General features: G+C 66.1%; 22 protein-coding genes, 1 tRNA gene and 1 pseudogene. 15 read left to right on the forward strand and 9 right to left on the reverse strand.

What is annotated here, in order from left to right; translation table 11 throughout:
* Positions 1-2 precede the first annotated feature (2 nt).
* From U4Y91_RS24345 to U4Y91_RS24370, 6 genes are all read left to right on the forward strand, one after another.
* On the forward strand, positions 3-860 hold the full coding sequence (locus U4Y91_RS24345; RefSeq protein WP_124520428.1) for an ABC transporter permease: 858 nt from the start codon (positions 3-5) through the stop codon (positions 858-860).
* A gap of 76 nt (positions 861-936) precedes the next feature.
* Positions 937-2,304: a sensor histidine kinase gene (locus U4Y91_RS24350; protein ID WP_321807200.1), complete on the forward strand. Its 1,368-nt coding sequence runs from the start codon at positions 937-939 to the stop codon at positions 2,302-2,304.
* Positions 2,305-2,409: 105 nt separating this feature from the next.
* Positions 2,410-3,087: a response regulator gene (locus U4Y91_RS24355; RefSeq protein ID WP_044845185.1), complete on the forward strand. Its 678-nt coding sequence runs from the start codon at positions 2,410-2,412 to the stop codon at positions 3,085-3,087.
* Positions 3,088-3,343: 256 nt separating this feature from the next.
* The gene (locus U4Y91_RS24360) at positions 3,344-4,474 is read left to right on the forward strand and encodes a porin (RefSeq protein ID WP_321807201.1); all 1,131 of its coding nucleotides are present in this window, start codon (positions 3,344-3,346) and stop codon (positions 4,472-4,474) included.
* Between the two features lie 371 nt (positions 4,475-4,845).
* Entirely contained in the window at positions 4,846-6,852 is a 2,007-nt protein-coding gene (locus U4Y91_RS24365) for a site-specific DNA-methyltransferase (protein ID WP_321807202.1), read from the forward strand.
* Positions 6,852-9,887 carry a type III restriction-modification system endonuclease gene (locus U4Y91_RS24370; protein ID WP_321807203.1) on the forward strand — a complete coding sequence of 1,012 codons (3,036 nt, stop codon included), beginning with the start codon at positions 6,852-6,854 and terminating at the stop codon, positions 9,885-9,887. Before U4Y91_RS24365 ends, U4Y91_RS24370 begins: the two co-directional genes overlap by 1 nt.
* Positions 9,888-10,148: 261 nt before the next feature.
* Here U4Y91_RS24370 and U4Y91_RS24375 read toward each other — a convergent pair whose 3' ends face one another.
* The 6 genes from U4Y91_RS24375 to U4Y91_RS24400 all read right to left on the reverse strand — a co-directional run bounded on the left by U4Y91_RS24375 (position 10,149) and on the right by U4Y91_RS24400 (position 14,136).
* A complete protein-coding gene (locus U4Y91_RS24375) occupies positions 10,149-10,532 on the reverse strand; it encodes a hypothetical protein (RefSeq protein ID WP_321807204.1) in 384 nt (127 codons plus the stop codon).
* Positions 10,533-10,745: 213 nt separating this feature from the next.
* On the reverse strand, positions 10,746-10,982 hold the full coding sequence (locus U4Y91_RS24380) for a hypothetical protein (RefSeq protein ID WP_321807205.1): 237 nt from the start codon (positions 10,980-10,982) through the stop codon (positions 10,746-10,748).
* 56 nt (positions 10,983-11,038) lie between these two features.
* Positions 11,039-11,341: a hypothetical protein gene (locus U4Y91_RS24385; protein ID WP_044845179.1), complete on the reverse strand. Its 303-nt coding sequence runs from the start codon at positions 11,339-11,341 to the stop codon at positions 11,039-11,041.
* A 272-nt stretch (positions 11,342-11,613) separates the two neighbouring features.
* Positions 11,614-12,627 (reverse strand): L-histidine N(alpha)-methyltransferase, encoded by a 1,014-nt coding sequence (gene egtD / locus U4Y91_RS24390; protein ID WP_321807206.1) that lies wholly within the window; start codon positions 12,625-12,627, stop codon positions 11,614-11,616.
* Positions 12,611-13,849 (reverse strand): ergothioneine biosynthesis protein EgtB, encoded by a 1,239-nt coding sequence (gene egtB / locus U4Y91_RS24395; protein WP_321807207.1) that lies wholly within the window; start codon positions 13,847-13,849, stop codon positions 12,611-12,613. The genes egtD and egtB overlap by 17 nt, the downstream gene beginning before the upstream one ends.
* Positions 13,850-13,860: 11 nt before the next feature.
* Positions 13,861-14,136, reverse strand: coding sequence for a hypothetical protein (locus U4Y91_RS24400; RefSeq protein WP_321807208.1), 276 nt, complete (start codon positions 14,134-14,136; stop codon positions 13,861-13,863).
* A gap of 299 nt (positions 14,137-14,435) precedes the next feature.
* On the opposite strand from U4Y91_RS24400, the gene U4Y91_RS24405 reads away from it, so the two are divergent.
* Positions 14,436-14,912: a carboxymuconolactone decarboxylase family protein gene (locus U4Y91_RS24405; RefSeq protein WP_321807209.1), complete on the forward strand. Its 477-nt coding sequence runs from the start codon at positions 14,436-14,438 to the stop codon at positions 14,910-14,912.
* Complete coding sequence (locus U4Y91_RS24410) at positions 14,912-15,793, forward strand: sigma-70 family RNA polymerase sigma factor (protein WP_321807231.1); 882 nt, start codon at positions 14,912-14,914, stop codon at positions 15,791-15,793. Before U4Y91_RS24405 ends, U4Y91_RS24410 begins: the two co-directional genes overlap by 1 nt.
* Before the next feature lie 230 nt (positions 15,794-16,023).
* On the opposite strand, the gene U4Y91_RS24415 is transcribed toward U4Y91_RS24410, so the two are convergent.
* Positions 16,024-16,100: transfer RNA gene (locus U4Y91_RS24415), tRNA-Val, on the reverse strand.
* 355 nt (positions 16,101-16,455) lie between these two features.
* On the opposite strand from U4Y91_RS24415, the gene U4Y91_RS24420 reads away from it, so the two are divergent.
* From U4Y91_RS24420 to U4Y91_RS24440, 5 genes and pseudogenes are all read left to right on the forward strand, one after another.
* On the forward strand, positions 16,456-17,391 hold the full coding sequence (locus U4Y91_RS24420; protein ID WP_415750489.1) for a glycosyltransferase family 2 protein: 936 nt from the start codon (positions 16,456-16,458) through the stop codon (positions 17,389-17,391).
* A 70-nt stretch (positions 17,392-17,461) separates the two neighbouring features.
* On the forward strand, positions 17,462-19,036 hold the full coding sequence (locus U4Y91_RS24425; RefSeq protein ID WP_321807211.1) for a hypothetical protein: 1,575 nt from the start codon (positions 17,462-17,464) through the stop codon (positions 19,034-19,036).
* A gap of 71 nt (positions 19,037-19,107) precedes the next feature.
* Positions 19,108-19,896, forward strand: coding sequence for a class I SAM-dependent methyltransferase (locus U4Y91_RS24430; RefSeq protein ID WP_321807212.1), 789 nt, complete (start codon positions 19,108-19,110; stop codon positions 19,894-19,896).
* Positions 19,893-20,231 carry an EamA family transporter gene (locus tag U4Y91_RS24435; protein WP_321807213.1) on the forward strand — a complete coding sequence of 113 codons (339 nt, stop codon included), beginning with the start codon at positions 19,893-19,895 and terminating at the stop codon, positions 20,229-20,231. Before U4Y91_RS24430 ends, U4Y91_RS24435 begins: the two co-directional genes overlap by 4 nt.
* A gap of 566 nt (positions 20,232-20,797) precedes the next feature.
* Positions 20,798-20,998: pseudogene (locus U4Y91_RS24440) on the forward strand (Imm71 family immunity protein); the annotation flags it as partial.
* A 779-nt stretch (positions 20,999-21,777) separates the two neighbouring features.
* On the opposite strand, the gene U4Y91_RS24445 reads toward U4Y91_RS24440, so the two are convergent.
* Positions 21,778-22,539, reverse strand: a complete 762-nt coding sequence (locus tag U4Y91_RS24445; protein ID WP_321807214.1) for an anti-sigma factor — start codon at positions 22,537-22,539, stop codon at positions 21,778-21,780.
* On the reverse strand, positions 22,536-23,054 hold the full coding sequence (locus U4Y91_RS24450) for a sigma-70 family RNA polymerase sigma factor (RefSeq protein ID WP_321807215.1): 519 nt from the start codon (positions 23,052-23,054) through the stop codon (positions 22,536-22,538). Before U4Y91_RS24450 ends, U4Y91_RS24445 begins: the two co-directional genes overlap by 4 nt.
* Positions 23,055-23,212: 158 nt before the next feature.
* Between U4Y91_RS24450 and U4Y91_RS24455 the strand changes: the two genes are divergently transcribed.
* Positions 23,213-24,301, forward strand: a complete 1,089-nt coding sequence (locus U4Y91_RS24455; protein ID WP_321807216.1) for a catalase family peroxidase — start codon at positions 23,213-23,215, stop codon at positions 24,299-24,301.
* The gene (locus U4Y91_RS24460; RefSeq protein WP_321807217.1) at positions 24,298-24,831 is read left to right on the forward strand and encodes a cytochrome b; all 534 of its coding nucleotides are present in this window, start codon (positions 24,298-24,300) and stop codon (positions 24,829-24,831) included. Before U4Y91_RS24455 ends, U4Y91_RS24460 begins: the two co-directional genes overlap by 4 nt.
* Positions 24,832-25,213: the final 382 nt, after the last annotated feature.

Below are 25,213 nucleotides of genomic sequence, written 5' to 3' on the forward strand. Positions count from 1 at the left end.
GCATGACCGACATGACGCTTCCCCCCACCGCCATTCCGGCAACGTCGCTCGAGGACGAATCGCGCGCCGCTCAAACCCGGCTGCGACGCCGCCGGCAACTGATCATCGGCCTGCGGATCGCCGTGCTCGTCGTCGTGCTGGGCGGCTGGGAACTCGCCGCACGCCTGAAGTGGATCGATCCGTTCTTCTTCTCGCAGCCGACGCTGATCTTCGCGCAGCTCCAGGACTGGTTCGCCAACGGCACGTCGCAAGGGCCGCTGCTTACGCAGGTCTGGGTGACGCTCGAGGAAACCACGATCGGCTTCCTGATAGGCTCGGTCGCCGGCGTGCTCTGCGGGATCGTGCTCGGCCGCAACAAGCTGATGTCCGACGTGTTCGGCCTCTATATCCAGATCGCGAACTCGATCCCGCGCGTCGTGCTCGGCTCGATTTTCGTGATCGCGCTCGGCCTCGGCATGGCGTCGAAGATTGCGCTGGCCGTCGTGATGGTGTTCTTCGTGGTGTTCGGCAACGCGTTCCAGGGCGTGCGCGAAGCGGACCGCTACCTGATCGCGAACGCGCAAATCCTCGGCGCGTCGCGCCGGCAGATCACCACGTCGGTCGTGATCCCGTCCGCGCTGAGCTGGATTCTCGCGAGCCTGCACGTGAGCTTCGGTTTCGCGCTGGTCGGTGCGGTCGTCGGCGAATTCCTGGGTTCCAAGCAGGGCATCGGCCTGCTAATCTCCACCGCCCAGGGCGCGTTCAACGCGAGCGGCGTGTTCGCGGCGATGATCGTGCTGGCCGTGGTCGCGCTTGCCGCCGACTACCTGCTGACCTGGCTCGAGAAGCGCTTGCTCAAGTGGCGCCCCGCCGCGTTCTGAGCAACGCACGCATCATCGAATGACACGCCCGAACCGCGCCGGTTGCCCCGGCGCGGTTCGGCATTGAGGAGACGGAATGGCGCACAGCCTGCGCGGGCGGCTCTTGTGGTGGCTGCTGCTGCCGCTCGCGGCTTTCGTGCTGATCGCGGGCGCGATGTCGTACGACACCGCGCGGCGCACGGCCGGGCTCGTGCAGGACAGCGCGCTCGTCGCGTCCGCGCGCACGATCGGCGAGGACGTCGAATGGCGCAACGGGCGGCCGGCGGCCGACGTGCCGCCGGCCGCGCTGGAGATCTTCGAATCGCCGTCGGGCGATTCGGTGTTCTACAAGGTGATCGACGGCCACGACCGGCTGCTCGCGGGCAACCCGGCGCTCGCGGTGCCCGGGCGGCACGGGGTCGAGCCGACGCTGTACGACACGTCGCTCGACGGCGTGCGGCTGCGCGCGGCCGCGTACGATCGCCAGCTATACGACGAGGGGCAGATCGAGACGGTCACGGTGATCGTCGCGAAGACGACGCGCTCGTACGACGCAATGGTCGCGACGATCTGGCGGCCGCAGCTCGTGCGCCTGTCGCTGATGCTGGTGCTCGCGATCGTGCTCGTCTATCTCGGCCTCACGCTCGAGCTGCGCCCGCTGATGAAGCTGAAGGACGACGTCGCCGACCGCGGGCCGATGGAACTCGAGCCGATCCGCCCCGAGCGGCTGCAGCACGAGCTGCGGCCGATCGTCGACGCGATCAACCAATGCATCGCGCGGCTCAATACGCATACGGCCACGCAGCGCCGCTTCATCGCCGACGCCGCGCACCAGCTGCGCACGCCGATCGCGGTGCTCGACACGCAGATCCAGTACGCGCAGCAGCGCGACCACGACGATCGCGAGCTGGCGTCGGTGCTCGACAGCATGCAGCGCAGCAGCCGCAAGATGGCCGACGTGACCGACAAGCTGCTGCTGCTCGCGCACGCGGAAGCGACGCCGTCGACGCTGCTCACGCATCGCGTCGATCTCGCCGCCGTCGTATCGAGCGTGCTCGAGGAAACGATCGTGCTCGCGCAGCAGCGCGACATCGACCTCGGCGCCGATCTCGGCGAACGGCTCGACGTCGCGGGCAGCGACAGCCTGCTGACCGCGCTGGTGATGAACCTCGTCGACAACGCCGTGCGCTATACGCAGCCGGGCGGCTGCGTGACGGTCGCGGCACGGCGCGACGGCGCCGCGGTCGTGCTGGACGTGGTCGACAACGGCCCCGGCATTCCGGCCGAAGCGCGGCCGCACGTGTTCAAGCGGTTCTACCGCGTGTCGGCCGACACCGAAGGCTCGGGCCTGGGCCTCGCGATCGTCCGCGAGATCGCGCAGGCGCACGGCGGCAGCGCGTCGCTCGCGCCGGGCCCCGGCAATCGCGGTATCGTCGTGACTGTGCGGCTGCCCGCGTACGATTGAAGAGTGCCCCCAAACCTGTCGCTGCGCGCCAGGCCCCCCGAGGGGACTTCCTGCGGGCGGGAAACTTGGGGCGGCCCGGCGTTTCCTTGAAGAGATGAAGTCGCCATGAAACTCCTGCTGGTCGAAGACAACGCCGAACTCGCGCACTGGATCGTGAACCTGCTGCGCGGCGAGGATTTCGCGGTCGACTGCGTCGGCGACGGCGAGCGCGCCGATACCGTGCTGAAGACCGAGCGCTACGACGCGGTGCTGCTCGACATGCGGCTGCCGGGCATCAGCGGCAAAGAAGTGCTCGCGCGATTGCGGCGCCGCAACGACAACGTGCCGGTGCTGATGCTGACCGCGCACGGCTCGGTCGACGACAAGGTCGACTGCTTCGGCGCGGGTGCCGACGACTACGTGGTCAAGCCGTTCGAATCGCGCGAGCTGGTTGCGCGGATCCGCGCGCTGATCCGCCGGCAGGCCGGCGTCGGCACGACGCAGCTCGTGTGCGGTGATCTCGTCTATGCGTTCGGCACGCGTGAATTCCGCTGCGGCGACACGGTGCTCGCGCTGCGCCGCCGCGAGCATGCGATTCTCGAAACGCTGATGCTGCAGCAGAACAAGACGGTATCGAAGGCGCGGCTGATGGACAGCGTGTTCGCGCTCGACGACGAGCCGAGTGCCGACGCGATCGACATCTACATTCACCGGCTGCGCAAGCATCTCGCGCTCAGCACGGCCGAGATCATCACGCTGCGCGGGCTCGGCTATATCCTGCGCGCGAAGACCGCGCAGGACTGATGGCGCGGCCCCCGGCATCGATTCGCAGCACGTAATGTTGTTTTGGCAGCCCGCGGGCTGCCCGCCTGCCCGATTCCCGATTATTGCGATTTCGGTGTTTTCACCGATCCGATTCTTTCCTCCGGGAAAGCGGCGTGAAGGATTGCCCCCTCTACGATGCTATGCGTCGGCCCTCTCGCTGTGGTCGGCAACAATCGGCATACATTACGTACTGCCAACAAACAGATTTCAATGCGGCAGCTCGGAGGAGACGATCTTGAAACGAAAAACCCTTGCCCTTTCCATCGCGGCGGCAGGCCTGTGCGCCGGCACCCAGGCGCAGGCGCAGTCGAGCGTGCAGCTTTACGGCCTGATGGACCTGAGCTTTCCGACCTACCGGACCCACGCCGACGCCAACGGCAACCATGTGATCGGCATGGGCAACGAAGGCGAGCCGTGGTTCAGCGGCAGCCGCTGGGGCCTGCGGGGCGCCGAGGACATCGGCGGCGGCACGAAGATCATCTTCCGCCTCGAAAGCGAATTCGTGGTCGCGAACGGCCAGATGGAAGACGAGGGCCAGATCTTCGACCGTGACGCGTGGGTCGGCGTCGAGGACGAGCGCTTCGGCAAGCTGACGGCCGGCTTCCAGAACACGATCGCGCGCGACTCGGCGGCGATCTACGGCGACGCGTACGGCTCCGCGAAGCTGACGACCGAGGAAGGCGGCTGGACCAACTCGAACAACTTCAAGCAGATGATCTTCTACGCGGCCGGCCCGACCGGCACGCGCTACAACAACGGTGTCGCGTGGAAGAAGCTGTTCAGCAACGGCATCTTCGCGAGCGCCGGCTACCAGTTCAGCAACTCGACGCAGTTCGCAACCGGCTCCGCGTACCAGGTCGCGCTTGGCTACAACGGCGGGCCGTTCGCCGTGTCGGGCTTCTACAACCACGTGAACCACGGCGGCTTCACGAACCAGACGTTCTCGGTCGGCGGCAACTACGCGTTCAGCATCGTGCGCCTGAATGCCGGCTACTTCCGCTACAACGGCGACCAGGGCTCGCTCGGCCAGCGCCACGACGATTCGTGGACCGTGTCGATGAAGATCGCGCCGAAGGGCGCGCTCGACTACGAGCTCGGTTATCAGCAGATGCGTATCAAGAACGCCGCGTACAACGCCGACGGCTTCACGCCGAACGCGAACCTCGGCGCGTTCAGCCTGACCAACGGCGTCGGCAACGGCTTCAAGGAGACGATCTACGGATCGGTGTTCTACCACCTGAGCAAGCGCACCGAGCTGTACCTGGCCGGCGACTACATGAGGCTGCATGGCGGCTACAAGGTGTCGTCGACGTTCGGCGCGAAGAACCAGCTCGAACTGACGTCGGGCATCCGCACGCGCTTCTGACCGGAGGGCCGGCCATCCGGGCGGGGCCCGCCGGGCTCCGCCACACCCTCCATCCGGGATTCTCCATGCTGGCACGGCGGCGCATCGCGCTGACCGTGCCCTTTTTTTCGTCGTTTTTTCGTCGTTTTCGGCCTGTGCAGAGCCCCCGGGGAACGCCGGTCGGCCGCCGCCGCGACCAGCGGCCCGAAGCCGCTTGCGGCCCGTCCGGCGGGCGATCGCGGCCGATGCGCGCACGATGCCCTCACATCGGTGCTTGACCTGCGCCGACCGACTCGCTAGCGTTTCGGGTTTGCCCGGGTGGCCATTGCCGCCGGTGCCGTGAGTGCGCCCGACGTCCTGGCGCACGCGGCCGGGCTCCGATGGAAAAAACGATGCAGAAACTCGATGCGGCGAGCCCGCAGGCGATGTCGACGGATTTCACCGCCGACAACGTCGCGCGCCTGAAGGCGCTGTTCCCCGAACTCGTGACCGAAGGCCCGGACGGCGCGTCGGTCGACGTCGACGTGCTGAAGGCGCTGGTCGGCGAGCGCACCGTCGGCGACGCCGACGAGCGCTACGGCTTCCACTGGCACGGCAAGCGCAGCGCGCGCCAGGCCGCGCTCACGCCGTCGACGGGCACGCTGCGCCCGTGCCCTGCCGACAGCGTGGCATGGGACGACACGCGCCACCTCGTGATCGAGGGCGACAACCTCGACGTGATGAAGCTGCTGCACAAGAGCTACGCGGGCAAGGTGAAGCTCGTCTACATCGACCCGCCGTACAACACCGGCAGCGATTTCGTCTATCCGGACGACTTCAGCGACAGCATCCGCCACTACCTGGCGATGACGGGCCAGACCGACGGCGGCGTGAAGCGCAGCACCAACACCGAGGCGAACGGCCGGTTCCACACCGACTGGCTGAACATGATGTATCCGCGCCTGAAGCTCGCGCACGCGCTGCTGTCCGACGAAGGGCTGATCGCCGTGCACATCGACGAGCACGAGGTGCATGCGCTCGTGCTGATGCTGCGCGAGATCTTCGGCGAGGAGAACGAACTCGGCGTGGCCGTGTGGGACAAGCGCAACCCGAAGGGCGATGCGCGCGGCGTCGCGTACCAGCACGAATCGCTGGTGCTGTTCGCGCGCAACGCCGAAACGCTGCTCGAACAGGCGCCGCTGAAGCGCCCGAAGCGCAACGCGCAGCGCATGCTCGATGCCGCGCACGACGCGGTGTACCGCAGCGGCAACGCGAAAGACGCGCAGAAGGCCTACCGTGCGTGGATGAAGGCGCAGACCAACCTGTCGGGCGGCGAGGTGATGTACGACCGGCTGTCGGCCGACGGGCGCGTGTACCGCCTCGTGTCGATGGCGTGGCCGAACAAGAAGAAGGCGCCGGACGAGTATTTCACGCCGCTGATCCACCCGGTCACCGGCAAGCCGTGCGCGATGCCGGCGCGCGGCTGGCGCAACCCGCCCGCGACGATGCAGGCACTGATCGAGCGCGGCCAGATCGAATTCGGTCCGGATGAAACCACGCAGCCGCAGCGGATCTACTACCTCGACGAGAACATGTACGAGAACGTGCCGTCGGTGCTGCCGTTCGCCGGCTCCGACGACGCGCTGCTGAAGACGCTCGGCATCCCGTTCGACCAGCCGAAGCCGGTCGATTTCGCGGCGGCCGTGATCGGCTGGTGCACGCGCGGCGACGACATCGTGCTCGACTGCTTCGCCGGCTCCGGCTCGACCGGCCACGCGGTGATGCAGGTGAACGCGACCGACGGCGGCGCGCGCCGCTACATCCTCGTGCAGCTGCCCGAGGCGCTCGACCGCCGCGACAAGACGCAGCTCGCGGCCGCCGATTTCTGCGCGAAGCTGAAGAAGCCGCTGACGCTCGCGGAAATCACGAAGGAGCGCCTGCGCCGCACCGCGCAGCAGGTCGCGCGCGACTACCCGGAAAGCTATGGCGATCTCGGCTTCCGCGTGTACCGGCTCGACACGACCAACGTGATCGAATGGGATCCGCGCCGCGACGACTTCGACCACGCGCTGTTCGCATCCGTCGAGCACGTGAAGACCGGCCGCAGCGAGGACGACCTGCTCGCCGAGCTGACGCTGAAGCTCGGTCTCGACCTGTGCACGCCGGTCGAGCATCACCCGGTCGCGGGCAAGACCGTGCACCTGATCGGCCGCTCGATCGTCGCGTGCTTCGACGCGCGCATCGCGCGCGACGACGCGGGCCCGCTCGCCGACGGCATCGTCGCGCTGCTCGACGCGACGGGTGCCACGCGCGACGTCACGTGCCTGTTCCGCGACAGCGGCTTCGTCGACGACGTCGCGAAGCTCAATCTCGCCGCGCTGCTCGAACAGCACGGCGTGAAGCGCGTGCGGAGCCTGTGATGCGGCTGCATTTCGAAGCGGATCTCGACTACCAGCGCGAGGCGATCGACGCCGTCTGCGACCTGTTTCGCGGCCAGGAATCGTATCGCGGCGACTTCAGCGTGCTCGCGAACGCCGCGCCCGGCACGACCGCCGCCGCGCAAGGCTCGCTCGGCTTCGCGGTGTCGGAGCAAGGCGTCGGCAACCGGCTGTCGCTGACCGACGACGCGCTCGCGCGCAACCTCGCCGACGTGCAGCTGCGCGGCGGGCTGCCGCCGTCCGGCCTGCCCGGCTCGCGCGACTTCACCGTCGAGATGGAGACCGGCACCGGCAAGACCTATGTGTACCTGCGCACGATCTTCGAGCTGAACCGCCGCTATGGCTTCACGAAGTTCGTGATCGTCGTGCCGTCGATCGCGATCAAGGAAGGCGTGCACAAGACGCTCGCGATCACCGAGGACCATTTCCGCGCGCTGTACGCGGGCGTGCCGTACGACTACTTCCTGTACGACTCCGCGAAGCTCGGCCAGGTGCGCCACTTCGCGGCGAGCGCGACGATCCAGATCATGGTGATGACGGTCGCCGCAATCAACAAGAAAGAGATCAACAACCTCTATAAAGACAGCGAGAAGACCGGCGGCGAGAAGCCGATCGACCTGATCCGCGCGACGCGGCCGATCGTGATCGTCGACGAGCCGCAAAGCGTCGACGGCGGGCTCGAAGGGCGCGGGCGCGAAGCGCTTGCCGCGATGGCGCCGCTCTGCACGCTGCGCTATTCGGCCACGCACGTCGACCGTCACCACATGGTGTACCGGCTCGACGCGGTCGACGCGTACGAGCGCAAGCTCGTCAAGCAGATCGAGATCGCGTCGGCGATCGTCGAGGATGCGCACAACAAGCCGTACGTGCGGCTCGTCGGCGTGTCGAACCGGCGCGGCGCGATCAGCGCGCGCGTCGAGCTCGATGTCGCGACCGCGGCCGGCGTGAAGCGCCAGCTCGTGACGGCGACCGACGGCGACGACCTCGAACGCCTGACCAAGCGCGCGCTGTATGCAGGGCTGCGGATCGGCGAAGTGCATGCGGTGAAGGGCGCCGAGTACGTCGAGCTGCGCCATCCGGAAGGTGAGGCGTTCCTGTCGCTCGGCGAGGCGTTCGGCGACATCGACACGCTCGCCGTGCAGCGCGAGATGATCCGCCGCACGATCCGCGAGCATCTCGACAAGGAATTGCGCCTCGCCGAGCGCGGCGTGAAGGTGCTGTCGCTGTTCTTCGTCGATTCGGTCGAACGCTATCGCCGCTACGACGAGCACGGGATGCCGGTGAAGGGCGACTACGCGCTGATCTTCGAAGAAGAATATGCGCGCGCGGCGCGCGTGCCGGCCTACCGTGCGCTGTTCGACGGCGTCGACGTCGCGCTCGAAGTCGAGCGCGCACACAACGGCTACTTCTCGATCGATCGCAAGGGCGGCTGGACCGACACGAGCGAGAGCAGCGCCGCGGCCCGCGAGAACGCGGAGCGCGCGTACGGCCTCATCATGCGCGAGAAGGAAGCGCTGCTGTCGTTCGACACGCCGCTGAAGTTCATCTTCTCGCACTCGGCGCTGAAGGAAGGCTGGGACAACCCGAACGTGTTCCAGATCTGCACGCTGCGCGACATCCAGACCGAACGCGAGCGCCGCCAGACGCTCGGCCGCGGGCTGCGCCTCGCCGTCGACCAGGACGGCGAACGCGTGCGCGATCCGGGCGTGAACACGCTCACCGTGATCGCGACCGAGCGCTACGAGTCGTTCGCGGAGAACCTGCAGAAGGAAATCGAGGCCGATACGGGCATCCGTTTCGGCATCGTCGAGGAACACCAGTTCGCGGCGCTGCCGGTGCAGGAAGGCGACGGGCCCGCGCACGCGCTCGGCATCGAGCTGTCGCGCGTGCTGTGGACGCATCTGCACGAGCAGGGTTACGTCGACGCGCAGGGCAAGGTGCTCGACCGGCTGAAGGATGCGCTGCGCCAGAGCGCGCTCGTGCTGCCCGCGGCGTTCGAGACGCTGCGCGCGCCGATCGTCGCGACGCTGCGCAAGCTGTCGGGCCGCTTCGCGGTGCGCAATGCGGACGAGCGGCGCGCGATCGCGTTGCGGCGCGATGCGTCGGGCAAGGCCGTCGTGTTCGGCGACGACTTCCGCGCGTTGTGGGACCGTATCCGCCATCGCACCGTGTACAGCGTCGAGTTCGACAACGCGAAGCTCGTGCGCGACTGCACGGCCGCGCTGCGCGACGCGCCGGACATCGCACGCGCACGGCTGCAGTGGCGCAAGGCCGAGATCGACATCGGCAAGGCCGGCATCGAGGCGATCGAGGTGGCCGGCGCCGGCACGGTGCTGATCGACGAAGGCGAGCTGCCGCTGCCCGACCTGCTCACCGAACTGCAGGACCGCACGCAGCTCACGCGCCGCTCGCTCGCGACGATCCTGGCCGACAGCGGCCGGCTCGACGATTTCCGCGTGAATCCGCAGCAGTTCATCGCGCTGGCCGCCGATGCGATCAACCGCTGCAAGCGGCTCGCACTGGTTGCCGGCATCGCGTACCGGAAGCTCGGCGAGCGCCACGTGCATGCGCTCGAGTCGTTCGAGAGCGAGGCGCTGACCGGTTATCTGCGCAACCTGCGGCCGGATGCGCGGAAGTCGATCCACGAGGCCGTCGTGTGCGAGACCGACGCGGAGCGCGCGTTCGCCGATGCGCTGGAAGCGCATGACGGCGTGAAGCTGTACGCGAAGCTGCCCGCATGGTTCCGCGTGCCGACGCCGCTCGGCAGCTATCACCCCGACTGGGCGGTGCTCGCGGAGCAGGATGGCGGCGAGCGGCTGTACTTCGTCGTCGATACGCCGAACGCCGACGGCGACGTGACGAGCGAGCACGAGCGCGCGAAGCTCGCGTGCGGCGAAGCGCATTTCCGGGCGCTGGTGGACGGCGGAGCGGCCGCGCGGTTCGTGCGCGTCAGGCAGGCCGACGCGTTGTTCGAGCCTGTTGCAGCCGTCGCGCCGCTGGCGGGCGCGGGACGCTGAAACGAAGGGCGGCGACGAGCCGCCCTTTTTTCATGGAGCGGGCCGCGGCGCTGCTGCGATGCTCGCGTATGCGGGAGCGAATCCGCCTGTCATTCGCGTGAAAGCGTTTCGTATCCTCGCGCGTTCGTGCGTGCGGTTACGGCTGGTTGCAAATCGGGGGCGATGCGCGACGAGCACGCGACTCAGCGCGGCGCGCCCCTTGGTCCGCTGCCAATGAAGAAGCGCACCGAAGCGCCCTTCTTCCGCATGCGTGCGCCGCGCTTACAGCGTGTGGCCGAATGCGTTCCGGTGCGCGTGGTGCGTGGACTTCGATGCATGCGCGGTGTGCCCGTGCGAGCGCCCGTGACCGCTGTCCGGCTGCGCGCCGGCACGATCGGCGATCGAATCGGAGCGATCGGCTGCGCGCGACAGGCCCTTGTCGCGGTCGCCCGCGTGCATGCCGTTCGAGTTGCTCAGCGCTTGACCGCTCATGTGGCCGGCGGACATGCCGCCCGCATTCCCACCCATGCCGCCCATCCCACCGGCACCATGGCCGCCGCCGTTGCCACCACCACCGCCATTGCCGCCGGCGGCCGCCTGTGCGGAAACGGCGCCGAGTGCGAGCAGCGCAGCTGCGAGCACGGACAGATATCGTTGCGTTTTCATTGTTTGCTCCCTGGAGCGCGTTCGAGTGACTGCATTCTAGGAACGCGCGCGATTCGTGCGGCGCGGCGTTGTAAATGATCGTAACGGCGCGCTTTCGTCAGATCAATTCGCCGGCGTTCGGCACGCTTGATGAACCGTCCGGCCAGCCGCCACCCAACAAGGGAAATGAAAGGCGGAGACGGCGCGATCGCGCCGTTCCGCCGGTGGCTACGCTTACTGCGCCGGCTGCACGCCCTGCGCGGCCAGTTCCTGCTCGTGCTTCTTCGCCATGTGGTGGCCCACGATACAGCCGCCGACCGCGCCGACCACGGCGTGATGTCCCGCGTAGTGGCCGGCGACGCCGCCCACCACCGCGCCCTTCATGCAGCCCGCCGCGTGCGCGCTGCCGATCGTTGCGAGCGCGACGACGGCGGCCGCTGCGCTATACCTGATGTGTCGAATGGGCATCATGCGATCACGCTCCTCTCATCGTCGTGCTCAGTGTCCTCGTAAACCGGTTGCCCGGTTCAGTTCCAGCGGCCGCGCCAGCCGTCGCCGTCACGCCAGCCGCGCTCGCGCCACTCGTGCTCGCGCCATTCACGACGGCGCCATTCGTGTTCGCGCCATTGACGCTCACGCCAGTCGTCATCGCGATAGTAGCCAACCGGCGCGTACGTCACCGGCGGCGGCGCGACGTAGACCGGCGCCGGCGCCGCATAGACGCCGGGCACACCGATGCCGACCGACAGGTCGACGTGGGCCGATGCGACGCCCGAAGCTGCCAGCGCCGCTACACCGAGAACTGCACCGAGAATAAGTTTCTTGCTCATTTCGCGACTCCCTGCACGTGTCGTGCGTCATGTGACTACGGTTCGGAGTCTAGGCACCAGGGGCGGACACAGGTGAAACCGGGATGCGAGACCGGTAACGGACGTTTACGGATGGGCGCGAAGCCTTGCGGGACAAGGGTGACGAGCGATTCGACGCGCCGTTGCAACGACGCATCGAATCGGGAGAGTCGGGAAATTTTGCCGGCGCGCGGGCCGGCGACGCAGACCGCACGCGTCCCGCACACACACCGTGCGAGCGGATCGCGACGACGTTACGCGCGGATATCGTCGACGCTGCGCAGCCAGTGCACGCTGAACAGGTTGTCCGCGTCGGTCCATACGGTGTCGGGCTCGAAGCCCGCACGCCGCGCGATCGCATGGAAGCCGTCGATCGTGAACTTGTGCGAGTTCTCCGTGTGGATGCGTTCGCCGGCCTCGAAGCGGAACGCGTGGCCGCGCACGTGCACCGTCTGCGCGATATCGCTGACGAGATGCATCTCGATGCGCTGCCGCTCGCGATCGTAGAACGCGCAATGCGAGAACGCGTCGAGATCGAAATCCGCGCCGAGCTCCGCGTTCGCGCGGGCGAGCAGGTTCAGGTTGAACTGGGCGGTCACGCCCTGCGCGTCGTTGTACGCGTGATGCAGCGTGCGTTCGTCCTTCACGAGATCCGCACCGACCAGCAGGCCGCCGCCGCGCAACAACCGCACGGCGTCGCGCAGGAACGTATCGGCTTCCTCCGGCGAGAAGTTGCCGATCGTCGAGCCGGGAAAGAAGCCGATGCGCCGGCGTGGCGTGCCGGTCAGCTCGGCCAGCTGCTCGGCCTTCGTATAGTCGGCCGCGAGCGGCGCGACGTCGAGCCACGGATACGCGGCACGCAGCCGCGCGGCCGCGCCGTGCAGGTAGTCGGCCGAGATATCGATCGGCACGTAGCGCGCCGGCGCGTTCGCGTAGTTGTCCGCGCACGCGTCGAGCAGCACGCGGATCTTCTCGAGCGAGCCCGCGCCGAATTCGACGATGTCTGCATGCGGGCCGACGCGCCGCACGATCTCGGCCGCGCGATCGCGCAGGATCCCGAGTTCGGTCCGCGTCGGGTAATACTCAGGCAGTTCGCAGATGCGATCGAACAGCGCGGAGCCGGCCGCATCGTAGAAGTATTTCGGCGGAATGCTGCGCGGCGTGCGCGACAACCCGTCGATCAGGTCGCGCTCGAACGCGCTCGGCCGCGCATCGCGGGCGGGTTGCAGGCCACCGCTCGTGGCCGTCAGATCAGACGTCTCGCGCAAGTCGCACTCCCGTGAATTGCCAGCGCGCGGCCGGCGGAAAGAAATTGCGGTACGTCGGCCGTTCGTGCCCCGACGGGGTCGCGATGCTGCTGCCGCGCAGGACCTGCTGACCGACCATGAACTTGCCGTTGTATTCGGCAGCGACGCCCGCGAGCGGCCGAAAGCCCGGATACGGCTCGTAGGACGAACGCGTCCACTGCCATACGTGCCCGAGCATCTGCGCGATGCCATCCGCGCCGAACGCGGCCTCCCATTCGAATTCCGTCGGCAGGCGTGCGCCGGCCCATTCCGCGTACGCCGCCGCTTCGTAGAAGCTCACGTGACACACGGGCGCATCGGGCGCGAGCGGCTCCACGCCGTGCAGGCCGAACGCGCGCCAGGCGTGTGCGGCTGTCGGATCACCGTCGTCGCCGGGAATCCAGTACGCGGGCCCTTGCCACCCTTCCCGCTGCACCGTCGCCCAGCCGTCGGACAGCCAGTATTCGGGGCGTGCATAGCCACCGTCCGCGACGAAGGCTGCGAATTCGGCATTCGTTACGAGACGGTTCGCGATCTCGCACGGGCGCACGAGCGCGGTATGGCGCGGCCGTTCGTTGTCGAACGAGAACGCGGCGCCATCGTGGCCGATCTCGACAAGCCCGCCCGGCTGATGCAGCCAGCGCAACGGGCCGGCATCGCCCGCGGCCAGGGCCGCGTGCCCGGCGTGCGCATCAGCGCCGTTGCGCGGCCGGAACGCGGGCTTCAGCGGGTTGCACGAGAACGCATGCAGCATGTCCGTGACGATCAGCTCCTGATGCTGCTGTTCGTGATGCAGACCGAGTTCGATCTCGGGCGCGATCGTGGCGAGCAACGCCGGATCGGCAACGTCGAGCGCGCGCAGCATCGCATCGTCGACGTACTGCCGGTACGCGCGCACCTCATCGAGCGACGGACGCGTGAGCAGCCCGCGCTGCGGCCGCGGATGGCGCGGGCCGAGCGCTTCGTAATAGGAATTGAAGAGGAACTGGAACGCGTCGTCGAACGGCGCGTAGCCGCGCACGCGGCGCATCAGTACGACGGTTTCGAAGAACCAGGTCGTATGTGCGAGATGCCATTTCACCGGACTCGCGTCGGGCATCGACTGCACGGCCTGGTCTTCGGCGGACAGCGTCGCGGTCAACGCGATGCTATGGGCGCGCACGTCCTGGTAACGGCGCTGAAGCTGGGATGCAAGGAGGCTCATCGGTTTACCGTTCACGTCGCGATTCGCTGCGTTGCGTTGCCGGAAAAAGGAAAGCCTTGCGCTCGAATGCGCGCGGCTGACGTGCGACCTTCATTGCTGCGTCGTCGGGCAGCCGGCGCGCGCGCCGGGCCGCTGGTGCGGCGTGACTTCATCTGCCCGTGCAAAACAGTATGGGCCAGAAATGTGAACGTCGCGAATCGGATTTCGGGTGAAACAGACGCGAAAGAAAAATGAAAGCATCGATCATGCGCGGGGCGGCGGCGTGACGAACCGTCGATGTCCGTCATGACGGGGCTCGGAGGGTGAATGCAATGTGTATGCCTGCGGGATTCGCCATGCCGAAGCCTCATGACATCCACGCCGGCGTCATGAAAGATCGGATGACACGGGTTCGCCACGGGAGCAGCACCATGGAATCGAAATCGGCATGGGTCCGCGCGGCGGTGTCGCGGACCTCGACACCGCCGTTCAACCGCTCTGCCCTCCGCGTGCTTCCCGGCTTTTGAAAAATTTTTTGCGTCGATGTCACAGGCGCGGAGGGCTCGCTCGTCATATCGCCGGAACCCACACGAAAGGAGAAGGAACCATGACTGCGAAACTCAATCCGTTTGCCGCCGCTCCCGCATTGATGAAGAACTGGATGGCCGTCTCGGTCGCCGCTGCCGGGAGCCTCGAGGCGACGCTGATCGAGCTGGTCAAGATCCGCGCGTCGCAAATCAACGCGTGCGCGAACTGCCTTAACATGCACACCGTCGAGGCGCGCGAGCAAGGCGAGACCGAGCAGCGCATCAACCTGCTGGCCGCATGGCGTGAAGCGCCCTGCTACACCGACCGCGAACGTGCGGCGCTCGGCTGGACCGACGCGCTCACGCGGCTGTCGGAAGGCCATGGCGCGCACGAGGCCGCGTATGCGGCGCTGAGCGAGCACTTCAGCCAGGAGGAACAGGTGAAACTCACCGTGATGATCAACGTGATCAACGGCTGGAACCGGCTGGCCGTCGGCTTCGGGCTGTGGATCGATCCGGCCGAGGCGAAGGCCGCTGCCGCGAAGATGGTGGCGTGATGACCCACCTCGATCCGGCCGCCGGCAGCGCCGCAGACCGGGCCGACGCAGCGGCGAGCTTCGACCCGCTGCGTCGCACGCTGATGCGCGTCGCGTACCGGATGCTCGGTTCCGTCGCGGACGCCGAGGACATGGTGCAGGAGGCGTTCATCCGCTGGATGGACGTCGACCGCACCGAGGTGCGCGTGCCCGAGGCGTTCCTGCGCCGCATGGTGATGCGCATGTGCCTCGACCAGCTGAAGTCCGCGCGGCACCAGCGCGAGACCTACATCGGTCCGTGGCTGCCCGAGCCGGTCGTCGAGGAAGATGAACAGGAGGACGTCACGCTGCCTCTGATGCTCGCGCTCGAACGGTTGTCGCCGCTCGAACGTGCGGCGTTCCTGCTGCACGACGTGTTCGGCCTCGCGTTCGACGAGATCGCGACGACGATCCAGCGTGACCCGGCCGCCTGCCGGCAGCTCGCCGCGCGGGCGCGCACGCATGTGCGCGAGGCGCGGCCGCGGTTTCACGTCGAGAAGCAGCGCGGGATCGCGCTGGCCGAGGCGTTTTTCGCGGCGTCACGCAGCGGCGACATGCGCGCGCTCGGCGCGATGCTCGCCGAGGACGTGAGCCTGCATTCGGACGGCGGCGGCAAGCGCACGGCGGCGGGCAAGCCGGTGTTCGGCTTCGAGCGCGTGATGAAGGTGCACGCGTACCTCGCCGAGCTGTTCGCCACGCATGCGTCGAAGCTCGTGCGCGCGGGGTTCATCAACGGGCTGCCGGGGTTCGTCACACTGGAAGCGGATGGCGAGCTACAGACCACGGCACTCGAGATCGAGGACGGGAAGGTCGTCGCGATCTATGTCGTGCGGAATCCTGACAAGTTGAAGCATCTGCATTGATGCGTGACGAGCGGGGGCTTTGCGACCGCTTTTCGTGCTCTGCGCCCTGCTTTTGCCCACTGCCGGCTGCCTGTCGTACATGGATCGCACACGATGCATCTGCACATGCCTGCGCAGTTTCGGCCGCAAAAAGAAAAACGCCACGCGATGTTGCCGCGTGGCGTTTGTATGTTGGCGAGCCGGATTGCCTGTAGGCAATGCGAGCTGCCAGACCCCTTCATTTTGTTCGTTGGTAGGCTCGATTGGATTCGAACCAACGACCCCCACCATGTCAAGGTGGTGCTCTAACCAACTGAGCTACGAGCCTAAGAAGCCGCGAATTATAGAGAGGGTTTTGGAGGTGCGCAAGTCCCTTCGTGAAAATTTTTTGAATCGGGGAGGATGCGTTGGGGGATCGTCCGGCGCTCGAGGCAAACCGCAATCGCATCCGGGTTCATCCTCACTGCGACGTCTCCCCGGGCCCGGGTACGTTCCGTCATAATGGATTCGTCGCGAATCCGGGGCCGGGGGTTGCGAACGACAATCAAGAGCAGGAACCGGCCCAATCCGGTCACGGGGAACAGGCGCGCGCGATGCACGATCCGCCCGCCACCTTGCATGAACCAGTAGCGCCTCGTGACGACGGCAGACCGCAATGCACGCGTAACGATATCGGGGTGGGTATGGTCGCGCTCAATCTGGTAATTCCCTGCTTCAACGAAGAAGCCGTGTTGCCGGAAACCGTACGCCGGCTCACGATCCTGCTTGACCAGCTTACCCGCGACGGCATCATTGACGGCGCGAGCGGCGTAACCTTCGTCGACGACGGTTCGCACGACCGGACCTGGTCCCTCATCGAAGGCTTCCATGCCGCCGATCCACGTATCCACGGCCTCAAGCTGTCGCGCAACCACGGGCACCAGAACGCATTGCTTGCCGGGCTCATGAGAGTCAACGGCGACGTGCTGATCAGTCTCGACGCCGATCTCCAGGACGACCTCGATGCGATTCCGCGCATGCTGCGCGAATACCAGTCCGGCGCCGAGATCGTATTCGGCGTGCGGCAGCGTCGTGACAGCGACGGCTTCTTCAAGCGCGTCAGCGCGCGCAGCTACTACCGGCTGCTGCGCCGCTTCGGCGTCGACATCTTGCCGGATCACGCGGACTTCCGCCTGATGAGCCGCCGGGCGATCGAAGAATTGCGCGGCTTCCGCGAGGTCAACCTGTTCCTGCGCGGCATCGTGCCGCTGCTGGGCTTCCGTACCGCGATCGTCCGATACGACCGGCAGCCGCGCTTCGCCGGCGAAAGCAAATACCCACTGGCGAGGATGATCCTGCTCGCATCGGACGGCGTCGCGTCGTTTTCGACGAAGCCGCTGCAATGGAGCGCATACGTTGGCGCCCTGCTTGCGCTGGCCTCGACCGCGTTCGGCATCTGGGCGCTGTCGATCCGGTTGTTCACCGACCGTTCGGTGCCCGGTTGGGCGTCCACCGTGATTCCGATGTACTTTCTCGGCGGCCTGCAGTTGCTGTTCCTCGGCGTGATCGGCGGCTATGTCGCGAAGATCTATTCGGAGACGAAGCAGCGCCCGCGCTTCATCGTCGAGAAGACGCTATGACGGGCCATCGGTCCTGTCGCGCAACGACCCGGCATGAGGCCGGCGGCGGTATTTCACGGGGGCTCGTGCAATGGATGACAGCACGGTAAGCGGCCGCCTGCCGCGTGCGTGGCCATATCGCGCAGCCGATCGCGCGTTGCGCGCGTTGTTCGTTGCGACGGTCGCCGCGGCCGGCCTGCTGTTCTGGCTCGCGCCGCACCCGCCGATGGTCGATCTTCCGCAGCATGCGGCGCAGGTCGCCACGCTGCACGACATGCTGCGCGGCCAGTCGCCATGGGCGCCATTGCTGCGGATCAACCTGTTTACGCCTTACCTGCTCGGCTATGGCGCGGCGGCACTGCTTTCGTTCGTGATGCCGGTCGCGGCTGCGTTCAAGGTCATGCTGACCCTGTCGTTCTATGGTTTCGTCGCCGCGTACCTCGCACTGCGCCGGCGTCTCGGTACGGACCCGCGCCTCGACTGGCTGTGCGTGCCCGGGTTCTTCGGCTTCGCGTACGAGTTCGGTTTCTACTCGTACCTCGTCGCCGTACCGGTCGCGATGATCTTCCTGGCGCTCGCGCTCGACTATGCCGGGCGGCCGACAGCCCGCCGCGGCGCAGTGCTGGTGCTCGTGAATCTCGCGCTGTTTTTCTCGCACGGACTACTCTTCGTGTTCGCGAACGCGATCGGCGTGCTGTTCCTGCTCGTGCGCCTGCGCCGGACCAGCATGTTGCCGCGCGTGCTGCTCGCCTCGTGGCCGTATGCGATCCTCGCCTCCGTCACCGTGCTGTACGCGGCGTTGCATCGTGACGTCGATCTGACGCCGATGTATCCGTTCACCGTGATGTGGGGGATCAGCCCAGTCGTGCGCGTGTTCGCGGCCGTGCTCTATCCGTGGGGTGTCGCCGGCGACAGCCGTTCGCTGCTGGCATTCCTGCTGATCGCTGCCGCACCGTTCCTGATGGCATCGAAACCGAACCGGCAGGTCGCCGCCTATGTACCGGCGATCATCGTGACCATCGTCTGGTTTACGGTGCCGCTGTTCGCGATCAACACGTTTTTCCTGTATCCGCGCTTTGCGCTGTTCCTGTTTCCGTTTTATGCGCTGATGTTCCGGGCGCCCGCACCGGTGGAACCCGGCCGACGAATGCCGCAGCTCGCGCTGATGACGCAGTTGGTCCTTGCCGTGGTCTGCGCCGGTTTCATCGTTCAGCAAGGTGTCCGCGCGCTGCGCTTCGCCGACGAGAGCGCTGATTTCGACGTGGTTGCCAACGCGATCGAACCCGCGCAGCGCGGCCTTGCGATCATCGTCGACAGGACGAGCCCGGCCGCCGGCAACCCGTATGCCTACGAGAACTTCGCGCTCTGGTATCAGGCCGAGCACCACGGATTCGTCGATTTCAATGCCGCGCGGTTTCCGCCGCAGATCGTCCGCTTTCGGCTCGACCGGCTGCCCGGTGTCGGGCCGTCCGACGTCTCGCCGCTGCCGCTGTACCGGCACTTCGACTGGCAGCGGCACCAGGGGCGCCTGTACCGGTATTTCTTCGTCCGCGCCGAGACACCGCTGCCGGACACGTTTTTCGCCAATCCGGACTGTCGCGTCGTGCGCGTGAAGACGGCGGGCAAATGGTCGGTGTACGAGAAGCAGGCTTGTCGGGGCGATTGATTGCACTGCGTCGCACGAGGTGCGATGCGTCGCGCCACGTCGTGCACCGATCGCGCCATCGGGAGATTGCGATGTCACCTGGATTCATCGCGGACGATACGCCGCGCTCGTATGACGAGATCTTCTACCGGTACCAGCGCGAGGGATCGGCGCGGTCGGCGCATGGCGTGCTGCCCGGCGTCAATGCGCTGCTGAAGCCTGCGAGTATCCTCGACGTCGGTTGCGGTGCCGGAGCATGGCTCAGCGTGCATCGCCAGCTCGGCGTGCAGGACATCACCGGCATCGACGGCGACTATGTCGATCGTTCGGTGCTGATGATCGACCCCGCCCATTTCGTGCCGGCTGATATTTCGAAGCGCTTCGATCTCGGGCGATCGTTCGATCTCGTCCAGTGCCTCGAGGTCGGCGAGCACGTGCCAAAGGCATCCAGCGAGGCACTCGTCGACAATCTCGTCCGGCATGGCAAGCGCGTGCTGTTTTCTGCCGCCGTGCCTGGCCAGGGCGGCGAGAACCACATCAACGAACAGCACTACGAATTCTGGCGCGACCAGTTCGCGCGCCACGGCTACCAGCTGTTCGATTTCGTCCGGCCGATGATCGCCGCAGACATGCGCATCGAGCCGTGGTACCGCTACAACCTGCTCTTTTTCGTTGCCGCCGACGAAGCGGAGTGGCTGCCGGACGCGATCGGACAGCACCGCGTCGACAGCCGTTCGGGCATACCGGACGTGTCGCCGCCCGGCTACAAGGCGCGCAAGTTGCTGCTGCGCTGGCTGCCGGTGCGCGTGAAAACCGGCATCGCCATGCTGAAAAGCCGCATGGTCGCCAACCGATTGAAGCGCCACGAGGAACACCGGTGAAACCGTCCGTCTACGTGCTCATTCTGGCCGGCGTGTTCCTCGCGGCAACCGGCCAGGTCGCGTTCAAGATCGGTGCCGACGGCCGCCATGCATTGACCGAATTCATCAATGCGTGGGTCGCGCTCGGGTTGCTCTGCTACGGCGCAGGCACGGTGCTCTGGATCTTCGCTTTGAGCAAGACCGGGCTCACCGTCGTGTATCCGTTTACCGCGCTTACGTTCGTGCTCGTCTTTCTGGCCGGAATCGTGTTCTTCGGCGAGCGTGTGTCGTATGCGCAATGGGGAGGCGTCGCGATGATCCTCGGCGGGCTGTATCTGATTGCCATGGTTCGATAGCGGGCGGACTGGCGCCGCAACTTATCCACAGCGCGCTATGGATAACCGTCCGGCAAGCCTCTGGATTCACAGTGGAACGATTGAGGATATGTCGGCGCGACTGTGAATCGGCGAAAAGTTGTTCTGTGATGCACAGCGATTTTCCTGTGCATCACCTGTGGTTATGCATTCCACTTCATGCTGAAAATTCAGGGTGTTACGGAAGTTATCCACTGTGAGGGCGCGGACTTGTTAACTATCACTACGTATATATACGAACTCTGTTAACACCTTTGGATAAGCACAGTCCGTCGACTGTGATCCGGGCGGGATATGCACTGCGTGCGGTAGATGGATCAAGCGAAGCCGAAGCCGGTGACCAGCTCCAACGCTCGTATCGGTAGAATCGCCGGGGTTCGGGATCGTTGTCGGTTCAAGGGCGAGCGATTCAACGTGAAGTTCGATCCCGACGATCGATGAAGGCTCCCGTCAATGAGATGCTGGTGATCGATATCGCTGGCTGCGTCGCGGGTGCTCATGACCGATGCGGCTGAGGCCGCGCCGACGCGGCAGCACAGGGATCTGTTATGACAACCACGCCACCGTCGTACGACATGACGGACGATACGACGCGGCGCAGGATCTTCTGGCTGCTTCAACGGCTGACCAGTTTTGCGCTCTGGAAGCGCAAGCGCGACGCGTTTGCGACCTTCGCGCATGAATATGAGAACGCGGTGAAGACCCTGCCCGAAGATGATCCGGAGCCCATGCCGGCAAACAATTTGCCGAACGACGATGCGTCGATGGAAGCAGCCATCGGGTTGCCGACGGCGACGTGTTCTGACTGCCTGAGGGAATTAATGGCTGTGCAGAAAAAAGGGCGAGGTGAAAGGGATGTCTCGGGAGGACGGATGACCAAACTGAATTTCGGGACCATCGGCCGGTGCTCCGTCGATCTCGATACCGCGACGCTGCTATGCGTGGGCTCGGCAATGCAAGCCCGCTCGGGACGTCGATCAAATACGTGGTGTCCCCGGGAACCGGCGAGATTCTCGGGGCTTACTCGACCAAGTGACGTCCGTGCCGCCGTAGCGCGATTGTCGCGTGTGGACAACCGGCACGCAAAACAATCAGGAACGCTGTGCGGCTCCCCGGTGAATATATTTGAAGCGCTCACGCGCATGCGAACAACCCGCGAGCAGCCGAATCGAAATCCTGTGTACCAGCTCGGTGAGGGCGGTGTGGATATCGCCACCCAAGGGCACTCGAAATGCTGTGCAGGCCAAGGGTGAGTGGTTCAACCAGAGACGGCATGCCGAGCCATTGCGGCCGATGTGGATATCTCGCGCCCAGAAGACGCCAAACCCTGTGACGTCGGAACCGAAGAGAGTCTACCCATTCGAGAACGCACCGCGACGAGGTTCGCGGTGTGGACAACCACCACGAAAGCGAATTTAAACGCTGTGCGCCCAAACGGTGAACGTGAGCGCTTTCAGACTGGCCGAACCGCATCGGCCGGACCGCAGTCAGCGCACAACGGCCACTAACGGACACCGCATCGTACCGCTCAAATCTGCTGATCAAGCGCCCGTACAACCGCTTGTTCCCCCAGATTATCCACAGGCCCGACCACCGCGAAGTTGAGCCCGTTCACCGACCCATACCGCGCCAGCAACGACCCATCCACGCGTTGCCCGGCCGGCAGCAGTCGATGTTGAGATTCCGCGGGCCGGAGATAGAAGCTCAGCGTCCGCCCGGCGTCGTCCTCATAGAGCACCATCGCGGCCGTGGCCCCACTGTCCGTCGTAAACAACCGCCCGCCAACCGGCCTGAACCCGGCCGTACTCAAATCCGGCAGCCTGGCCGACGCCCCCACGCGCCGGGTGAGCCAAGTCTGCAAATCCTTCGCACTCGTCGGCCGGAAATCCACCTTCGCGGTCTGATCGACCACCATCATCCGATAAGCCTCGACCGCATCGCTCATCGGCGCGATCGGCGGCGGCGCGTTCCACCCACGCGCTTGCCACCCGCCAAACGTCCCGAGCCCGATACAGAACACGAACGAAGCCGCCATCGCGAACCGTATCCGCGAGCGCTCCGCACGCTTCGCACGAATCGCCGCCGGATCCAGCGCAGGATTCTCACCAGGCATCCGCACGCCTTCGAGCGCGGCCCGCAATCGCTGCGCATCCTGCTGCCATTGCTTCACCTGTTCGGCACTCTCCGGATGCAGCGCGAGATATCGCTCGACCGCGGCACGCGCATCGTCGTCGAGCTGGCCGTCGACATAGGCCTGGAGATCGTGTTCGTCGGGACGGAGCGTATTCATTTCATCAAACGGAGAGAAGGAGCGGGAAGCTCGCCGTCGCTGAGCTGGCGAAGCGCCTGGCGGGCGCGGGAGAGTCGCGACATCACGGTGCCGATCGGCACGTCGAGCAGGTCGGCGACTTCCTGATACGTGAAGCCCTCGACCGCGACGAGCAGCAGCAGGCTGCGCTGGTCGTCGGACAAACGGCCGAACGCTTCGAGCGTCGCACGCGCGGCCACCTCGCGTTCGGCGGACGGCCAGTGCGCCTCGTCGTCGCTGCGGATGCGGCCGAGCAGCCACGCATAACGCTTCGCGCTGCGTTTGCCGTCGAGGAACTGCCGGTAAAGGATCGTGAAGAGCCAGCTGCGCAGCGACGCGTCGTCGCGGCGGCTCGCCCAGCGCGACAGCGCACGCTCGAGCGTCGACTGGACGAGATCGTCGGCCGCGTGGACGTCACGTGCCAGCCAGAGCGCGAAGCGTCGCAACCTGGGGATGAGTTCGCGCAATGCGTCGTCGTCGGGGGCGTTTGAGGGCATGGCCGGGGGCGCGAGCCGATAAGCGTGGAGATGCCGCGTAGGACGCCGGTCGGCGCCGCTTATTCCGTCAGCATACGAAAAATTTGTTCATGGAATAAAGCGGCGCGGGTGGCGTCCTACACGCGTTCGACAATGATCTGACGATCGGGAGTGCATCCATGAAGCAATCATCCTCTTCTTCACCGCCGCGCGAGCCTGGGCGCGGATGGTGGCGCTGGGCCGTGATCGGCGGCGCGGTGGCCGGCGTGGCCGTGGCGTTCGGGTATGTCGGCGGCTGGCTCGCGCCGGCGCGTCTGACCCCGCACCGGCTCGTTGACGCGCTGCAGACGGCCGGCGGCGAGCATCCGGGTTTCCGGCGCAATCACGCGAAGGGCGTGTGCGTGACCGGCTACTTCGAAGGCAACGGCGCCGCGAGCGCGTATTCGGTCGCGCCGTTCTTCAAGGCGGTGCGCACGCCGGTGGTCGGCCGCTTTGCGCTGCCGGGCGGGAATCCGTATGCGCCTGACAGCAGCGTGCCGATCCGCAGCCTCGCGCTGAAGCTCACCGCACCGGACGGCCAGCAATGGCGGACCGGGATGAACGCGATGCCGGTGTTTCCGGTGGCGACGCCGAAGGCGTTCTACGCGCAGTTGCTGGCGACCCGGCCGGATCCGGCGACGGGCAAGCCCGATCCGGCGAAGGTGAAGGCGTTTTTCGGCGCGCATCCGGAGACGGCTGCATTCCGCGCATGGGTGAAGGGTGCGAAGCCGAGCGCGAGCTACGTCACCGAAAGCTATTACGGGCTGAACGCGTTCTACTTCGTCGATGCGGCCGGCAAGCGCCAGGCGGTGCGGTGGCGCGTCGTGCCGGAGCAGACGGCGGGCGCCGGGGACGTCGCGACGGCCGCGGATCCGAACGTGCTGCAGCAGGACCTGACGCGGCGCATCGCGGGCGGCGCGCAGAAGTGGAAGCTGCTGGTCACGCTGGCGGAACCCGGCGACCCGGTGGACGACGCGACGAAGACCTGGCCCGCGCAGCGGATGACGATCGACGCGGGCACGCTCGTGCTCGATCGCGTGGAGCCGCAGGACAGCGGGCCGTGCCGGGACGTGAATTACGACCCGACGGTGCTGCCGCAGGGGATTCAGGTGTCGGGGGATCCGTTGCTGGCGGCGCGGTCGGCGGCTTATGCGGATTCGTATCTGCGCAGGACGAGTGAAGAGGCCGGCGTGGCCGGCGCGGCGCGATTGAGTGCGGAGGGACGATGATGAAGGCTGCTACGACGTTTGGCTTGCCGGCGAGGCTGCTGCATTGGGTGATGGCCGCGATGATCCTCGCGATGCTGTTCATCGGGGTGGGGATGGTGGCGTCGGTTTCCGGGCGGCACGATTTCTTGGTGGCGTTGCACAAGCCGCTGGGGATTGCCGTGCTGGTGCTGGTGTGTGTGCGGATCGTGGTGCGGCTTTCGTCGAAGCCGCCGGCGTTGCCTGAGGATTTGCCTTGGTGGCAGAAGATTGCCGCGCATGGGTCGCATCTGGTGCTGTATGCGCTGATGCTGGCGATGCCGCTGATCGGGTGGGCGATGCTGTCGGCTGGCGGGTATCCGGTGACCTTGGGCGGCGGCGTGCAGTTGCCGGCGATCGTTGCGGCTGATCCGGTTGCGTTCGCCTGGCTCCGGGTTGCGCATCGCGTGCTGGCCTATCTGTTCTTCTTGACGTTCCTCGCGCACTTCGCGGCGGCGCTGTATCACGGACTGATTCGACGGGACGGCGTGGTGAGGGCGATGGTTGGGCGGTAATCGACGGAAGGTTGAGTTCGCGACGGTGGGGCTGTTCACGGGCGACCGAGGCTGCTCTTGCCGTGCCGCTTATATATGACCATAAGGGGGGGCGGCGGTCCCCGGCACTGCATGTCAAAAATATTTCACAAAGGGGGTTGCGGAGAACGGAGCAGGTGCTTAGAATCACGCCTCTTTCGCGCTAACGGAAACGCAGCGCGGGGGAAGAAGGGAAGCGGTACTGTTGAAGTCGGTTTTATCGACTCCAGTGCATACGAATTTAAACCGCAGTCGTCGCAACGAAGTAGTTAAAAAAGTTGTTGACGAGTTTCAAAAAACGGTTGATAATCTCGCTTCTCTGCTGCTGAAAATGCAGCGCTGCTGAGAAAACCTCCGGGTCCTC

The sequence above is a fragment of the Burkholderia sp. BCC1993 genome (genome assembly GCF_905339865.1).
In the GTDB taxonomy this organism is placed as follows: Bacteria; Pseudomonadota; Gammaproteobacteria; order Burkholderiales; family Burkholderiaceae; genus Burkholderia.

Excerpts from the sequence above, each read along its gene's own strand:
- U4Y91_RS24385 (WP_044845179.1), bottom strand. The coding sequence starts at position 11,341 with ATGAGCAAGAAACTTATTCTCGGTGCAGTTCTCGGTGTAGCGGCGCTG.
- U4Y91_RS24370 (WP_321807203.1), top strand. The coding sequence starts at position 6,852 with ATGCGGCTGCATTTCGAAGCGGATCTCGACTACCAGCGCGAGGCGATC.
- U4Y91_RS24425 (WP_321807211.1), top strand. The coding sequence starts at position 17,462 with ATGGATGACAGCACGGTAAGCGGCCGCCTGCCGCGTGCGTGGCCATAT.
- U4Y91_RS24460 (WP_321807217.1), top strand. The coding sequence starts at position 24,298 with ATGATGAAGGCTGCTACGACGTTTGGCTTGCCGGCGAGGCTGCTGCAT.
- U4Y91_RS24350 (WP_321807200.1), top strand. The coding sequence starts at position 937 with ATGGCGCACAGCCTGCGCGGGCGGCTCTTGTGGTGGCTGCTGCTGCCG.
- U4Y91_RS24345 (WP_124520428.1), top strand. The coding sequence starts at position 3 with ATGACCGACATGACGCTTCCCCCCACCGCCATTCCGGCAACGTCGCTC.
- U4Y91_RS24400 (WP_321807208.1), bottom strand. The coding sequence starts at position 14,136 with ATGACGGACATCGACGGTTCGTCACGCCGCCGCCCCGCGCATGATCGA.
- U4Y91_RS24365 (WP_321807202.1), top strand. The coding sequence starts at position 4,846 with ATGCAGAAACTCGATGCGGCGAGCCCGCAGGCGATGTCGACGGATTTC.
- U4Y91_RS24445 (WP_321807214.1), bottom strand. The coding sequence starts at position 22,539 with ATGAATACGCTCCGTCCCGACGAACACGATCTCCAGGCCTATGTCGAC.
- egtB (WP_321807207.1), bottom strand. The coding sequence starts at position 13,849 with ATGAGCCTCCTTGCATCCCAGCTTCAGCGCCGTTACCAGGACGTGCGC.
- U4Y91_RS24355 (WP_044845185.1), top strand. The coding sequence starts at position 2,410 with ATGAAACTCCTGCTGGTCGAAGACAACGCCGAACTCGCGCACTGGATC.
- U4Y91_RS24380 (WP_321807205.1), bottom strand. The coding sequence starts at position 10,982 with ATGATGCCCATTCGACACATCAGGTATAGCGCAGCGGCCGCCGTCGTC.
- U4Y91_RS24420 (WP_415750489.1), top strand. The coding sequence starts at position 16,456 with ATGGTCGCGCTCAATCTGGTAATTCCCTGCTTCAACGAAGAAGCCGTG.
- U4Y91_RS24410 (WP_321807231.1), top strand. The coding sequence starts at position 14,912 with ATGACCCACCTCGATCCGGCCGCCGGCAGCGCCGCAGACCGGGCCGAC.
- U4Y91_RS24375 (WP_321807204.1), bottom strand. The coding sequence starts at position 10,532 with ATGAAAACGCAACGATATCTGTCCGTGCTCGCAGCTGCGCTGCTCGCA.
- U4Y91_RS24450 (WP_321807215.1), bottom strand. The coding sequence starts at position 23,054 with ATGCCCTCAAACGCCCCCGACGACGACGCATTGCGCGAACTCATCCCC.
- U4Y91_RS24455 (WP_321807216.1), top strand. The coding sequence starts at position 23,213 with ATGAAGCAATCATCCTCTTCTTCACCGCCGCGCGAGCCTGGGCGCGGA.
- U4Y91_RS24405 (WP_321807209.1), top strand. The coding sequence starts at position 14,436 with ATGACTGCGAAACTCAATCCGTTTGCCGCCGCTCCCGCATTGATGAAG.
- U4Y91_RS24430 (WP_321807212.1), top strand. The coding sequence starts at position 19,108 with ATGTCACCTGGATTCATCGCGGACGATACGCCGCGCTCGTATGACGAG.